This window comes from Microbacterium trichothecenolyticum (assembly GCF_030818955.1).
Lineage (GTDB): Bacteria > Actinomycetota > Actinomycetes > Actinomycetales > Microbacteriaceae > Microbacterium > Microbacterium trichothecenolyticum_B.
On sequence record NZ_JAUTBF010000001.1, the window covers coordinates 1567363 to 1581819 of the forward strand.

Sequence of the window (14457 nt, forward strand, 5' to 3'; positions counted from 1 at the left end):
GGGAGGAGGCGAACGCGCCTACGAGGCGGTGCCCTGCTGGGCTGCGAGCACGCGAATGCCGGAGCCCACGAGCGTCCACGAGCTTCCGCGCCGGCTGAACAGGCGCCCCTGGTCGTCGAGCACGCGCACGCTGGTGCCACCGGCTGCGAGCGTGCGCGTTCCCTCGGGTGCCGGCGACTCCGTGCCGCGACCCCCGACGTTGAGTTCGCGCAGGCGACTGCTGCCGTCGACGGTGGCGAGCACGCCGATCGTGGTGTCGTCGAACCATCCGAGGTCGAACGCCCCCTGTTGCGAGAACGACAGCACGTGGGGCGGGCCCAGGTCGACATCGCCGCCGGAGCGTTGGATGCTGGCGACCCACACCTCCCGCGTCCCCGAGACCGTCACGATGGCCGCCACCCGCGTACCGTCGCGCGAGATCTGCATCGCGGTGATCTCGGCCGCGTCGGGCCAGGCGTTGCCCACGTCTCGCACGACCCCCTCGGGGGTGATGGCGCGCAGTTGCGACGGGGCCGAGCCCGGCACGCTCCAGATCACCCCTTCCCCGTCGATCGAGGGTCCGATGAGCCCGGATCGGTCGTCGAGCAGGAACGTACGTCCGTCGGCGAGAGCGCTCGCGACGGAGCCCTGCTGCGTGCGCACGGCCGCCAGACTTCGGTCGGCCTCGATCTCCACGGCCGTCGGCGAGAGCGATTCCACGGCGTCGGAGAGTCCGGGAATCGCCTCGACCTGGTCGCCCGAGAGCGTCCCGAAGGTGCCGAGCGTCGTCAGAACGGTCGGCGAGGGGTCGGTGCGCGTGACACGGACGGCGATCTCGGAGGCCGTCACGGGTGTGCCCTCCACCGTCATCTGCACCTCGTTGATCCCCGCGGACGCCAGACTGCGCGCCAACTGGGTCTGCATGCGGTCCAGGGTGGTGCGATCCAGGCTCAGGGCCGCACGCGGCAACTGCACCTGGGCCACCCCGCCCGACGACAGCGTCACCGATCGACCGACGAGCGACAGTTCCTCGGGAAAGGCGCTGCGCACCGCTCCCGCGAGCCAGGCGCTGGGTTGACCGTCGACCAGCGCGGTGGCCACCCGACTCGCCACGGACGGGCGCGGGAACCACCGGACGTCGGGCACGATGAAGCTCCACGTCGGGTCGAAGTACGCGATGGATGCCGACTGGTAGACGGTCGGGAACACCTCTTCGTAGAGCACGACGCCATTAGGCGCGGAGGTGATGCGCCACTGCTCGTCGACACGCGCCAGGGTGAAGGACAGCGTCTCGGCGCTGCCCGTCGCCGCCGGGGAGTAGGCGCCGTCCGCGTCGACCACCGCGACGGTCGACAGCGACACGGTCACCGCGCTGCCGTCGGTCGACGCCGCGGCGCGCCGGTCTGCCAGCGTGTCGATGGTCACCCGTGCACGGGGATCCCACGTGGCGCCGGGCGCCAGGAAGAGCTTCGCGGTGGCCCAATCGTCGGCCGGGCCCGAGCCCGCGCGGAGGAAACCCTCGACGATCTCGGCGGGAGAGGCGTCGTCCTGCGGGCCGTCGGGCACGAACGCGAACGCCTGCGCGTCGTCGTTCTGCGGACCGCGGCCCGGGTTGACGTACCCCGTCGTGGGCAGGCCCGTGCACCCCGCGAGGGCGAGGACGAGGGCGGCGGCGATGAGGGCGAGGGCGCGTCTCATGGTGTTCTCCCGAAACCCGACCGGTTGAGCGAGATCGGCTGGGTGAGCCCCAGCGCCTCCAGCGCCCCGCCCTGCTCGTCGTCGGGGACGAGGGGCAGCGGCGACGCGCCGACGGGCCTGCCGTCGCGGGGCAGCGTGAGCACGAAGTTCGATCCCTTGCCCGGCTCCGACCACACCGCGAGAGCGCCCCCGTGCAGTCGCGCGTCGCCGAGCGCGATCGAGAGGCCGAGCCCGGTTCCTCCGATCGTGCGCACGCGAGAGGGGTCTGCCCGCCAGAACCGGTCGAACACGCGCTCGACGTCATCGGCCTTCATGCCCAGGCCGAAGTCGCGCACGCCGAGCGCCACGGCATCCCGGTTGCTGTCGACCGAGACGACGATCGGTCGGCCCTCGCCGTGCTCGATGGCGTTGCCGAGCAGATTGCGCACCACCCGGCGCACCCGGCGGGCGTCCATGTCGACGGGGGTGTACCCGCCCGGCGCGACCAGCCGCACGTCGGAGCCGTGCCCCTCGGCGAGCTGCTCCATCGACGCGATGACGTCTTCGGCGAGGTGGGCGAGACTGGTGGGCTCGAGCTCGAGTTGCACCGACCCCGCGTCGTACCGGCTGATCTCGAGCAGGTCGGTCAGCAGCACCTCGAAGCGCTGCACCTGCGCGTGCAAGAGCTCGGCGGCGCGCCCGGTGACGGGGTCGAACTCCTCACGCTGGTCGTTGATCATGTCGGCGGCGAGCTTGATGGTCGTCAACGGCGTGCGCAGCTCGTGCGAGACGTCGGACACGAAGCGCTGCTGCACGAGGGACAGGTCGGCGAGTTCCTTGATCTGCGACTCGATGCTGTCGGCCATGGCGTTGAAGGAGCGGTTCAGCGTGGCCAGCTCGTCTTCGCCGCGCACGGGCAACCGCACGCCCAGATCGCCCGCCGCGAGCTTCGCGCTGGTCTCCGCGGCATCCGCGATCGGTGTCGTGACCGATCGCAGCACGAACCACGCGATCGAGCCGATGAGCACGACGAGGATGAGCCCGACCACCCACAGCAGCACCTGCACGAAGGCGAGCGTCTGCGAGGCGCTGGTGAGGTCGTAGCCCATGTACAGCTCGTACGAGTCGACGCCGTCTCGAGCGGGGAAGCGCAGCTGGTGGCCGACCAGGATGCCGGGCACCTCGCGGCCGTCGTCGGAGGGCAGCGCCACCGACTGCCACCACTGCAGATCGGGACTGGACTGCACCTGCGTGCGCAGCGCCTCGGTCACCAGGCTCGATTCGAAGGCGGGCGAGATGAACGGCTGCGGGGCGAGCGGCGAGGGCGGGCCGATACGGTACAGCGCGATGAGGTCGCTCGAGGACTGCTGCGACAACCGCGTCGCGATGCCGTTCATGAGCGTCTGCGCCGCGGCGGGATCGGTCGAATCCACCGCGGCGTCGAGGGTGGCCTGGGCAGACGCGGTGGCGCGCTGGGCTTCGAGGAGCACCTGGTCCTTGCGGGCCGTGAACAGCTCGTTCTGGATGACGAGGGCCATCGCGACGCACGTCACCAGAATGGTCGCGGCGGTCAGCGCGACCGTGATCAGGATCGTGCGAAAGCGCAGGGAGCGCCGCCACAGCGTCGCCAGGCGGTCGCGCACGGACCGCCAGTCGCGCAGGTCGGCGAGCCGCCGCGGCGGGAGCGTGCGCACCGCGCCCGTCATGGGGCGCTCAGGCCACCGCGCCGGCGCGGTAGCCCACGCCGCGCACGGTGGTCACGATCCGCGGGTTGTCGGGGTCGGCCTCGATCTTGGCGCGCAGCCGCTGCACGTGCACGTTCACCAGACGGGTGTCGGCCTTGTAGTGGTAGCCCCACACCTGTTCGAGCAGCATCTCGCGCGAGAAGACCTGCTGCGGCTTCTCGGCGAGGGCGACCAGCAACTCGAACTCCAGCGGCGTCAGTGCGATCGGGGTGTCGCCGCGGCGCACCTCGTGCGCGGCCACGTCGACGACGAGGTCGCCGATGCGCAGCGTCTCGTCGACGGCGACCTGGGCCGGGCGCAGGCGCGTGCGGATTCGGGCGACCAGCTCTTTCGGGTTGAAGGGCTTGACGATGTAGTCGTCGGCGCCCGACTCCAGGCCCCTCACGACGTCGGCGGTGTCGGTGCGCGCGGTGAGCATGATGATCGGGATGCCGGACTCCGCGCGCACGCGGGTGCAGATCTCGATGCCGTCGACGCCCGGGAGCATCAGATCGAGCAGGATGAGGTCGGGGCGCTCGGTGCGCCACGCTTCGACGGCCTGGGCTCCGTCGGCGCAGAAGGCCGTGTCGAATCCTTCGGTGCGCAGCACGATGCCGATCATCTCGGCGAGCGCGGTGTCGTCGTCGACCACCAGGATCCGTGAAGTCATTCGGGTGTACGTCTTCCGTCTCGAACCCGTTCGGAACGGGCAGCGTGCCCGGGGTGAGGGCGCGTTGCTGTCGAGAGTAGTCGACCAGCCTGCGATGGGGCCGAGCGTGTCGGGGGTGTATGACACGATGAGGGCACTGCCGCGCACCGAGGAGGCATCACCGTGACCGCGTATCCGACTTGGACTCCGGCCTCGCGCCCCGGCATCGTTCCCCTGCATCCGTACGGGTTCGCCACGATCCTCGGTCGATCCTTCACCGCGCTGCGGCACAACCCGAAGGTGCTGCTGGGCTTCGCGCTGGTGGTGCAGGCGGTGGCCTACGTGGTGCTGACCGCGGCCGTGGCTGCCGTTGCCGCGGCGAGCTACTCCCGGCTCGACACCGTGCCGTTCGACAGCGACGAGTACGGCGCGATCCTCGCCGGCTCGACCGTGCTGACGGGGGCCGCGGCTCTCGGGCTCAGCGTGCTGGTCGGCGCTCTCAGCGTGATCGTGCAGGGCGTCGTCGTATCGGAGGTCGCCCACGCCGTCGTGGCCGAGAAGCCGACGCTGAAAGCGGTGTGGGCACGGGTGCGCCCGGTCGTCTGGCGTCTGATCGGCTACAGCGCGCTGGTCGTGCTGGCCGGCGTCGTCGTGATCGGCGTCCTCGCGGGCATCGTGACGCTCCTGGTCATCTCCGTCGTGTGGGTCGGCATCGTCGTCGGCGTGCTGCTCCTGCTCGCGCTGATCCCGCTGTACCTCTGGCTCAACACCAAGCTCTTCCTCGCCCCCTCCGTGATCATCCTCGAACGGGCCGGCATCGTCGCGGGCATCGCTCGCTCCTGGCGACTCACCCGCGGGCGATTCTGGCCGACCCTGGGGGTGATCGTCATCATCTCTCTCGGCTTCGGCGCCATCGCCCAGATCATCTCGATCCCGTTCAGTCTGGTCGGGGGACTGCTGCCCGTGATCGTCGCTCCCACGGGGACCGACGAGGCCGGCGCGCTCGTGGGGAGCCTCGCGGTGCAGGTCGTCGGTCAGCTCGGGGTCGTGCTCGTGCAGTGCATCGCACTGGTGGTGCAGTCGACCTCCGCCGCACTCGTCTACGTCGACGCACGTATGCGCACAGAGGGTCTCGATCACGACCTGCACGCCTACGTCGAGGCCCGCGACGCGGGGGCCGCAGAGCTGGGCGATCCGTACCTCGTCGGGGTGGGCCGCATCGTCGCGCATCCGGCACCGGCGCCCGTCGACACGACACCGCCCTCCACCGGGTACGCCGCCCCCGCCGGGGCGTACGAGCCCACCGCCACTCCCCCGCAGGGGGGCACGCCCGTCGCACCCGAGCCTGCGCCCACGTCATGGGCCCCGCCCGGGTCGCGAACAGAGGGATGACGCCCGCCCTCGCCGCGGTCACCGCGGTGTTCCCCCTGCTTCCCGACCCCGACCAGGCCCGGGAATGGGCCGAGCGCGAGCTGAACGACCCCGCCTACCGCGCCGCCGAGCCGACCATCATCGACCGCGCGTCTCAGGCCGTCGCGTCGTTCATCCGCGACCTGCTGACCCCGTCGGACGGCGCCGACTGGGGACCCCCGGCACTCATCGTGCTCGCGATCCTGCTGGCCGGCGGTGTCATCGTCGCGCTGCTGATCTGGGGACGTCCCCGACGCGTGGTGCGGGCAGGGCCCGCCGCTCGCGCCCTCTTCGACGGCGACGACGTGCGCTCGGCCGACGAACTGCGTCGTGAGGCCACCGAGGCGGCTGCCCGGGGGTCGTGGGACACGGCCATCGTGCTGCGCTTCCGCGCGCTGGCCCGTGGACTCTTCGAGCGGGGCTTGGTCGACCCGCCGCCGGGAGCGACCGCGCGCGCGTTCGCCCGCGCGGCGGGTGCGGCCCTGCCGGCGTTCGCCGTCTCGATGGATACCGCCGCGGCGAGCTTCGACGACGTGCGCTACCTCCGCCGCCCCGGGACCGCCGAGGGGTATCGCGCGATCGCCGAGCTCGACGACGCCACGATCCGTGCCCGGGCTCTCACCGACGGTGCGGTCGCCGCGCCATGAGTGCCACGACAGCACCCTCGCGGGCGCGCACGGGCCGACGCGGCGCGCTCGGCTGGATCGCGCTGGTGATGGCCCTCGCCCTGGTCGCCCTCGTCGGTGGTTCGCTCGTCTACGGCGGTTACCAGCGGCGTGCCGTGCTCGACCCCGATTCAGCCGGGCCCGACGGCACGCGTGCGCTCGTGCGCGTACTCGAGCAGCAGGGCGTGCGGGTCACCATCGCCCGCGATCGTGCGGCAGCCGCGCGCGCGCTGGCCGCCCCCGACGCGACGCTGGTGATGCGCGATGCCCCCATGCTCTCCGACGCGGCACTGCGCGATCTCGCCGCGAGAGCCCGCCACACCGTCCTCGTCGAGCCGCGCTCGCGAGCCCTCGACGTGCTGATGAACGGCTCATCGCTGGGTGGCATCGCCCGGGACGAAGCGGTCGCTCCGGCCTGCGAGGTGCCCGCCGCGCGCCGAGCGGGCGACGCGCGAGCGACGGAACTGCTCGTCCCCGGCATCGGAGTGACGGGGTGCTACCCCGTGGACGGCGAGTTCGCGCTGCTGACGCGGGAACGCGACGGGCGCACCGTCACCGCGCTCGACGGGCTCGCGGTGCTCACCAACGCCGCTCTGCCCCTCGACGGCGACGCGGCGCTGGCGATCGGCGTGCTGGGGCAGAGCGAGACCCTCGTCTGGTACGTGCCCTCGCCGAGCGACGCCGACGAGGGCACCGCCGCACCCACACTGGCCGAGCTGACGCCCTCGTGGGTGACGCCCTCGATCCTTCTCCTGCTCACCGCCGCCCTTGCCGCCGCCATCTGGCGCGGGCGCCGGTTCGGTCCGCTCGTCACGGAGCGTCTGCCCGTGACGGTGCGGGCCAACGAGACCACCGAGGGGCGCGCGCGCCTGTATGCGGCGTCGGGCGACGCCGCGCACGCGCTCGGCGAGCTGCGTCGCGCCGCGCGGGTCCGGCTCGGCCGTCTGCTGGGCCTCGCGGCGCACGCACCCGCCGTCGACGTCGCGGATGCGGTGGCCGACCGCCTCCGTGCCGACCGTTTCGTCGTCCGCGGCATCCTCGTCGATGACATCCCCCGCACAGATCGCGAGCTCGTCGCGGCCGCCGATCGACTCCGAGACCTCGAGGCGAGCGTGCGCGCCGCCGTCCGAACCGAAGGGACCACCCGATGACCGACTCCCCCGAGACGCCGACGACGACCCCGACGCCGGACGCGACCACCGACGCCCCTGGCCACGACGTGCTGCGCGAGTCCATGCACCGGGTGCGTCTCGAGGTCGGCAAGGCCGTCGTCGGGCAGGACGGCACGGTCACCGGGCTGCTGATCGCTCTGCTGGCGCGCGGCCACGTTCTGCTCGAGGGCGTGCCGGGTGTCGCCAAGACGCTGCTGGTGCGCTCGTTCAGCCGCGCCCTGGGCCTCGATACCCACCGCGTGCAGTTCACCCCCGACCTCATGCCCGGCGATGTCACCGGCTCGCTCGTATACGACGCGCGTGCCGGCGAGTTCGAGTTCCGCGCGGGTCCGGTCTTCACCCACGTGCTGCTCGCCGACGAGATCAACCGCACGCCGCCGAAGACCCAGGCGGCCCTGCTCGAGGCGATGGAGGAGCGACAGGTGTCTTCCGACGGGGTGAGTCGTCCGCTTCCCGACCCCTTCCTCGTCGCCGCCACGCAGAACCCCATCGAGCACGAGGGCACCTACACCCTGCCCGAGGCCCAGCTCGACCGCTTCCTGCTGAAGCTGGTCGTCGACCTGCCGGGCCGCGACGCGGAGGTCGACGTGCTCCGTCGCCACGCGAGCGGCTTCGATCCTCGGCGCCTCGACGAGGCCGGTGTCGCCCCGGCCATCACCGGGCCCGAGATCCTCGCGGCCCAGCGCGCCGCGGCATCCGTCGCCGTCGACGACGACGTGCTCGGCTACGTCGTGGATCTCGCGCGCGCCACCCGGCAGAGCCCCTCGGTGCTGCTGGGCGTGAGCCCGCGCGCGACGACCGGGCTGCTCGCCGCGGCGAAGGCGTGGGCCTGGCTCAGCGGATACCCGGCCATCACCCCCGACCACGTACAGACCATGCTCGTCCCCGTCTGGCGGCACCGCATCCGCCTGCGACCCGAGGCGGAGATCGAGGGCGTATCCGTGGATGCCATCCTCACCTCCGTGCTGCAACAGACGCGCGTGCCCCTCTGATGGTCGTCACCGGCCGCCTCGCCCTGCTCGTCGCTCTCGGCGTCGTCCCCCTCGTGCTGCTGAGCACGGCGGGCACCCCGGCGTGGGCGGTCGCCGGAGGGTGGGTCGTGCTGTGCGGGGCGCTCGCGGCGACCGACGCGTTCCTCGCCGCCGACCCGCGTCGCGTCGAGGTCACCCGCTCGCTTCCCGAGCGGGCGCTGCGCGACGAGCCCGTCGTCGGCGAACTGCGCGTGCGCAACCTCGGCACCCGCACGCTGCGGGCGCTCGTGCGCGACGCGTGGCAGCCGACGGCCGGGGCTCCCGAGGAGCGCATGACGTTCACGGTGCCGCCGGGCGAGCGCCGCACGGCGACATTGCCGCTTCTCCCCCGCCGGCGCGGCGAGCTGCGCAGCGCGTTCGTCGTCGTGCGCTCGGCCGGCCCTCTCGGCATCGCGGGGCGGCAGGCCGTGGTCGACGCCCCGGGCCGCATCCGCGTTCTGCCGCCGTTCACCTCCCGCCGTCACCTCCCCTCGCGGCTGGCGCGCCTGCGCGAACTCGACGGGAACACCACGCTGCAGGTACGCGGGCAGGGCACGGAGTTCGACAGCCTGCGCGAGTACGTCCGCGGCGACGACGTCCGCTCGATCGACTGGCGCGCGACGGCGCGCGCGGGAACGACCATGCTGCGCACGTGGCGCCCCGAACGAGACCGGCACGTCGTCATCGTGATCGACACGGGCCGTACCGCCGCCGCCCGCGTGGGCGACGGGGTGCGCCTGGATGCCGCGATGGAGGCCGCTCTGCTGCTGTCGGTGCTCGCGACACGCGCCGGCGACCACGTGCACCTGCTGATGTTCGACCGGGTGACACGGGCGCGCGTCACCCGTGTCGACGGCGCGCAGCTGCTGCCGAGGGTGGTCGATGCGATGGCCGGTGTGGATCCGCAACTGATCGACACCGACTGGGATGCCGCGTTCGCGCAGGTCCGGGCACTTGCGATGCGTCCGGCGCTCGTCGTGCTGCTCACCGCAGCCGACGACCCCGAGGCCGCGCGCGCCTTCCTCGCGTCGCTGCCGGCCGTCGCCGCCCGCTCGCGCCTGCTCGTGGCCACGGCGACCGATGGCCCGGGCGAGGTACCCGAGCATCACGATGCCGCCGATGTGTACGCCGCCGCCGCGATCGAACGCGCCCGTCACGACGCCGACCGGGTGCGTGGCGGAGTGGTCCGCGCCGGCGGAGACGCCGTCTCGGCGTCGGCCGACGACCTGCCGCCGCTGGTCGCCGACCGCTATCTCGCGCTCAAGGCGGCCGGTTGGCTGTAGCACACCGGTCCCCATGCAGCCCGCGACATACGTCGCGGCTTATCCTGGGGGGTACCCTTCGAGCCGTCCGCGCGTCCCCTCCGTGCCCGGCTGCGCCGTCTACGCACAGGATGCGGGAGAACTCTTGCCAGGAAACGCCACGACCCGCTTCGACGATGTGGCCCTCGTATCGGTGGCGAGCGTCCTGCCCGGCCGGGTGACGACGTCGGATGACATCGAGGACCGCCTCGCTCCCGCTCTGCACCGGCTGAAGCTGAAGCCGGGTCTGCTGCGACGGGTCGCGGGCGTGAATGAGCGCCGCAACTGGGCCGCGGGGGAATCCTCCGACGAGGCGACGATCGCCGCGGGCAAGCAGGCGCTCGCCGAGGCGGGCGTCGATCCCCGCGAGGTCGGCCTCATCATCAACACCTCCGTCACGCGCAAGCATCTCGAGCCCTCGGTGGCCGTTCGACTGCACCACGGACTGGGTCTGCCGAGCTCGGCGATCAACTTCGACGTCGCCAATGCCTGCCTCGGGTTCATCAACGGCATGAGCCTGGCCGCCGGCATGATCCAGTCCGGCCAGGTCAAGTACGCCCTGATCGTCAACGGTGAAGATGCCGACGAGATCCAGGTCAACACGATCAACCGGCTCGTCCGCGAGGATCTCGACCGCGACGCGTTCATGCAGGAGTTCGCCTCGCTCACCCTCGGCTCGGGCGCTGCCGCGGCCGTGCTCGGCCGCGCGAGCGACCACCCCGAGGGTCACCGCCTCGTCGGCGGCGTCACCCGCGCGGCGACGCAGTTCTATGACCTCTGCGTCGGCAGCGTCGACGGCATGTTCACCGACGCGAAGGCCCTGCTCAAGGGCGGGCTCGACCTCGTGGTCTCGGCCTGGAAAGAGGCCAAGGGCGAGTTCTCGTGGACCGGCATGGACCGCTACATCACGCACCAGGTGTCCTCCGTGCACACCTCCGCGATCGTGCGCGCCGCCAAGCTCGACCGCAGCCGGGTTCCCGTGACCTACCCGCACCTGGGCAATGTGGGTCCGGCATCCATCCCCATCACCCTCGTCGACGAGCAGAAGACGCTGCGCCGCGGCGACCGCGTCCTGCTGATGGGAGTGGGCTCCGGGCTGAACACCGGCATGCTGGAGCTGGCCTGGTGAGGGTCACCGCCCTCGACGCGACCCTGCCCCCCGCCGGGCTCCCCGGCCTCGACCCGACGCTGTCGCGCCTCGTCGAGGTACCCGGTGCCGCCGCCGACGCGGGACACGCCCGCACGTGGCACGTGCTCGACTCCGGCTCCGCTCTCTCCGCCGGAGGGATCGAGCCGGTGGGCACCATCGTCGCGGTGCACGGCAACCCGACGTGGTCGTACCTCTGGCGCGCGTTGGTCGCCGCGTCGCTCGCCCGCGCCGAGGCGGGGCGCACGCCCTGGCGGGTCGTGGCCGTCGACCAGCTCGAGATGGGCTTCTCCGACCGCACGTCGCTGCGGCGCACGCTGGCCCAGCGCATCGCCGATCTCGACGCCGTGGTCGGCGCGCTCGACATCACGGGTCCGGTCGTCACGATCGGGCACGACTGGGGCGGGCCGGTGTCGCTCGGCTGGGCCGTCGAGAACCGCGACCGCCTCGCGGCCGTCATCGCGCTGAACACGGCGGTGCACCACCCCGACGGGGCGCCCCTGCCGTTCGCGCTGCGCGTGGCCACCGCCCGCGGGATGCTCGCCGCCGGCACCACCGGCACGACGGCGTTCCTCGACACCACGCTGGCCCTGGCCGATCTCGATCCCGCGGTGCGCGCGGCGTTCCGGGCGCCCTATGCCACGGTCGCCCGTCGCCGCGGCATCGGCGGGTTCGTCGCCGACATCCCCGCCACCGCGGCCGACGAGAGCACACCGGCGCTGCGCCGCCTGTCGGCGGGGCTTCGCGAGGTGACGGTGCCCGCACTGCTTCTGCGCGGTCCGAAAGACCCCGTGTTCGGCGAGGGCCACCTCGACGACCTCACCGAGCGCCTCCCGCACGCCGACGTGCACCGCTTCGAAGGCGCCGGCCACCTCATCGCCGAGGAACGTCCCTACGCCGAGGTCGTGCTCGACTGGCTCGACGAGAAGGGCGTGGCCACGGATGCCGCGGCCTCGGGCGCGGAGCCGGCCGCGGGCGTCGAGCCGGGCACGGCTGCAGAGCCCGCCCCCGGCGCTGACCCGGCCCCGGACGCACAGCCGGCCGCGAGCACGGCCGCCGCACCCGACACGGCGCCGACTGGTCGCCTGTGGGACGCCCTCGACGCCCGCCGCGACGACGACGACACCGCCGTGATCGACATGAGCACCTCCCGCGACGGCGCACCGCTGCGCGTGAGCTGGCGACAGCTCGCCACGCGCGTCGATGAGCTCGCCGCCGGGCTCGCCGCGTTCGGCGTCCGCGCGGGCGATCGCGTCTCGCTCCTCGTGCCGCCCGGTCCCACGCTCACCGCCGCGCTGTACGCGTGTCTGCGCATCGGCGCGGTCGTCGTCGTGGCCGACCGGGGCCTCGGCATCCGGGGTCTGTCCCGCGCCGTGCGCGGTGCCGTGCCCGACGTCGTCATCGGCGAGGTCGCGGGGCTTGCCGCCGCCCGCGCGCTCGGCTGGCCCGGCCGCCGGATCTCGGCGGCGTCCCTTCCTGCCGTCAGCGGGCGCGCCCTCGGCGTCGAAGCGAGCCTCTCCGATCTCGCCCGCGCCGGCCGTGGCCGGTCCCTTCCCGACGCCCCCGCCCCGGACGCCGACGCGGCCGTGCTGTTCACCTCGGGTTCCACGGGACCGGCGAAGGGCGTTGTGTATACGCACGCCCAACTCACGGCGCTGCGCGACACCCTCGCCGCGCACTTCGGGGTGACGGCTGACACGGGACTGGTGACCGGCTTCGCCCCGTTCGCTCTGCTCGGACCCGCCCTGGGCACGCGGTCGGCGACGCCCGACATGGACGTCTCCGCGCCCCGCACCCTGACCGCTGCCGCGGTCGCCGCCGCCGTCCGGGCCTCGGACGCGCGGATCGTCTTCCTCTCCCCCGCCGCGGTCGCCAACGTCGTCGCGACCGCCTCCGCACTGGACAGCGCCGACCGTGCAGCGCTGGAGCGCGTCGAGACGTTCCTGTCCACGGGCGCCCCCGTGAGCATCGAGCTGCTGTGCCAGGCTCAGGCGCTCATGCCGAACGCGACGGCGCATACCCCGTACGGCATGACCGAGTGCCTCCTCGTCGCGGACGTCACCCTGCCCGAGATCGAGCAGGCGGCGGGCGACCGCGGCGTCTGCGTCGGACGACCCCTCGGCACGGGCCAGGTGCGCATCTCGGCGATCGACGACGAGGGCCGCGCGACGGGCGACCCGACGACCGCGACGGGCGTGACCGGCGAGATCGTCATCTCGGCGCCGCACCTCAAGCGCGGGTACTTCCGCCTCTACCTCACCGACCGCGAGGCGCGGCGCGGCCTCGCGGACAGGTGGCACCGCACCGGTGACGTCGGCCACCTCGACGCCGACGGCCGCCTCTGGGTCGAGGGTCGCCTGCCCCACGTCATCACCACCGCCGACGGTCCCGTCACCCCGGTCGGCATCGAACAGGATGCCGAGACCGTGCCCGATGTCGTCCGCGCCGCCGCGGTCGGCGTCGGTCCCGTCGGCCGGCAGGTCGTGGTCGTGGTCGTCGAGGCCGGTGCCCGGAGGCCGGGCCTCGCCTCGCCCGAGCTCACCGCGGCCGTCCGCACCTCGACGGAGCAGACCGTCGCGGCCGTGCTCGTCGCGCCGACGCTGCCGACCGACATCCGCCACAACTCCAAGATCGACCGCTCGCGCCTCGCCGCGTGGGCCGAACATCTGCTCGCGGGCGAGAAGCCGACGGCGCCGTGAGGGTCCTCGCCACCGGCGCGTCCGGCTTCCTCGGCCGGGCCGTCGTCCGCGCCCTCCAGCAGGAGGGGCATGAGGTACGCACTCTGCAGCGCCGCCCCTCGGGCGTCGAGGGCGCCCACGACCGCCTCGGTTCGGTAACGGATCCGGATGCCGTGGCATCCGCGCTCGATGGCATCGACGGCGTCGTGCACCTCGCGGCGAAGGTGTCTCTCGCGGGAGACCCGGCGCAGTTCCGCGCCGTGAACGTCGAGGGCACCCGGACGCTTCTCGACGCGGCGCGCACCGCCGGAGTGACGCGCGTCGTCCACGTCTCCTCCCCCTCCGTCGCGCACGCCGGTCATGCCCTGGCCGGGGTGGGCGCCGAACCCGCCGATCCGGCGGCGGCGCGCGGCGAGTACGCCCGGACGAAGGCCGAGGCGGAACTGCTCGCCCTGTCGTATGCCTCGGAGAGCATGTCGCTCGTCGCGATCCGTCCGCACCTCGTCTGGGGCCCGGGCGACACTCAGCTGATCGCACGGATCGTCGACCGCGCGCGCCGCGGGCGCCTGCCGCTGCTGAACGGCGGCGCGGCGCTCATCGACTCCACGTACGTCGACAACGCGGCATCCGGGATCGTCGCCGCCCTCGACCGCGTCGACGAGGTCAGCGGCCGTGCGTACGTGCTCACGAACGGCGAGCCGCGCCCGGTGGGCGACCTGCTCGCCGGGATCTGCCGGGCCTCGGGCGTCGAGCCGCCGCGTTTCAGCGTGCCCGCGGGGCTGGCGAAGGCCGCCGGGGCGCTCGTCGAGCGCGTCTGGGCCGTACGCCCGGGTGAAGACGAGCCGCCCATGACGCGCTTCCTCGCCGAACAGCTGTCGACCGCGCACTGGTTCGACCAGACCGCGATCCGCCGCGATCTGCGATGGAGCCCCGCCGTGTCTCTCGACGAGGGCCTCCGTCGCCTTTCCCGCGCCTGACCTTCTCCCCGCGCTGTCCCCCGCGCCCTCCCTTCCCCGCGCCCTCCCCTCGTCGCCCTCCCCCGTTG

At 73.1% G+C, this 14457-nt stretch carries 11 protein-coding genes; 8 read left to right on the forward strand and 3 right to left on the reverse strand.

Annotated elements, in window-relative coordinates:
- Positions 1-18: 18 nt before the first annotated feature.
- From QE412_RS07510 to mtrA, 3 genes are read right to left on the reverse strand one after another with little or no spacing between them, the layout of a single operon-like run.
- Positions 19-1677: an LpqB family beta-propeller domain-containing protein gene (locus QE412_RS07510; RefSeq protein WP_307481773.1), complete on the reverse strand. Its 1659-nt coding sequence runs from the start codon at positions 1675-1677 to the stop codon at positions 19-21.
- Positions 1674-3362, reverse strand: a complete 1689-nt coding sequence (mtrB, locus tag QE412_RS07515) for an MtrAB system histidine kinase MtrB (protein WP_307481778.1) — start codon at positions 3360-3362, stop codon at positions 1674-1676. The genes QE412_RS07510 and mtrB overlap by 4 nt, the downstream gene beginning before the upstream one ends.
- A gap of 7 nt (positions 3363-3369) precedes the next feature.
- Positions 3370-4050 carry an MtrAB system response regulator MtrA gene (mtrA, locus tag QE412_RS07520; protein WP_307481781.1) on the reverse strand — a complete coding sequence of 227 codons (681 nt, stop codon included), beginning with the start codon at positions 4048-4050 and terminating at the stop codon, positions 3370-3372.
- Between the two features lie 162 nt (positions 4051-4212).
- Between mtrA and QE412_RS07525 the strand changes: the two genes are divergently transcribed.
- The 8 genes from QE412_RS07525 (at position 4213) to QE412_RS07560 (ending at position 14389) form a co-directional block, all read left to right on the forward strand.
- Positions 4213-5421: a hypothetical protein gene (locus QE412_RS07525; RefSeq protein WP_307481784.1), complete on the forward strand. Its 1209-nt coding sequence runs from the start codon at positions 4213-4215 to the stop codon at positions 5419-5421.
- On the forward strand, positions 5418-6086 hold the full coding sequence (locus tag QE412_RS07530; protein ID WP_307481787.1) for a DUF4129 domain-containing protein: 669 nt from the start codon (positions 5418-5420) through the stop codon (positions 6084-6086). Before QE412_RS07525 ends, QE412_RS07530 begins: the two co-directional genes overlap by 4 nt.
- Positions 6083-7255 (forward strand): DUF4350 domain-containing protein, encoded by a 1173-nt coding sequence (locus QE412_RS07535; RefSeq protein WP_307481790.1) that lies wholly within the window; start codon positions 6083-6085, stop codon positions 7253-7255. The genes QE412_RS07530 and QE412_RS07535 overlap by 4 nt, the downstream gene beginning before the upstream one ends.
- Complete coding sequence (locus tag QE412_RS07540; protein ID WP_373426535.1) at positions 7252-8268, forward strand: AAA family ATPase; 1017 nt, start codon at positions 7252-7254, stop codon at positions 8266-8268. The genes QE412_RS07535 and QE412_RS07540 overlap by 4 nt, the downstream gene beginning before the upstream one ends.
- Positions 8268-9569, forward strand: a complete 1302-nt coding sequence (locus QE412_RS07545) for a DUF58 domain-containing protein (protein WP_307481793.1) — start codon at positions 8268-8270, stop codon at positions 9567-9569. Before QE412_RS07540 ends, QE412_RS07545 begins: the two co-directional genes overlap by 1 nt.
- Before the next feature lie 124 nt (positions 9570-9693).
- Complete coding sequence (locus tag QE412_RS07550) at positions 9694-10716, forward strand: 3-oxoacyl-ACP synthase III (RefSeq protein WP_307487078.1); 1023 nt, start codon at positions 9694-9696, stop codon at positions 10714-10716.
- A complete protein-coding gene (locus QE412_RS07555; RefSeq protein ID WP_307481796.1) occupies positions 10713-13433 on the forward strand; it encodes an alpha/beta fold hydrolase in 2721 nt (906 codons plus the stop codon). The genes QE412_RS07550 and QE412_RS07555 overlap by 4 nt, the downstream gene beginning before the upstream one ends.
- Positions 13430-14389, forward strand: coding sequence for an NAD-dependent epimerase/dehydratase family protein (locus QE412_RS07560; protein ID WP_307481799.1), 960 nt, complete (start codon positions 13430-13432; stop codon positions 14387-14389). The genes QE412_RS07555 and QE412_RS07560 overlap by 4 nt, the downstream gene beginning before the upstream one ends.
- Positions 14390-14457: the final 68 nt, after the last annotated feature.

Coding starts and splice junctions, on each gene's coding strand:
- QE412_RS07510 (WP_307481773.1), bottom strand. CDS start 1,677: ATGAGACGCGCCCTCGCCCTCATCGCCGCCGCCCTCGTCCTCGCCCTC.
- mtrB (WP_307481778.1), bottom strand. CDS start 3,362: ATGACGGGCGCGGTGCGCACGCTCCCGCCGCGGCGGCTCGCCGACCTG.
- mtrA (WP_307481781.1), bottom strand. CDS start 4,050: ATGACTTCACGGATCCTGGTGGTCGACGACGACACCGCGCTCGCCGAG.
- QE412_RS07530 (WP_307481787.1), top strand. CDS start 5,418: ATGACGCCCGCCCTCGCCGCGGTCACCGCGGTGTTCCCCCTGCTTCCC.
- QE412_RS07535 (WP_307481790.1), top strand. CDS start 6,083: ATGAGTGCCACGACAGCACCCTCGCGGGCGCGCACGGGCCGACGCGGC.
- QE412_RS07540 (WP_373426535.1), top strand. CDS start 7,252: ATGACCGACTCCCCCGAGACGCCGACGACGACCCCGACGCCGGACGCG.
- QE412_RS07545 (WP_307481793.1), top strand. CDS start 8,268: ATGGTCGTCACCGGCCGCCTCGCCCTGCTCGTCGCTCTCGGCGTCGTC.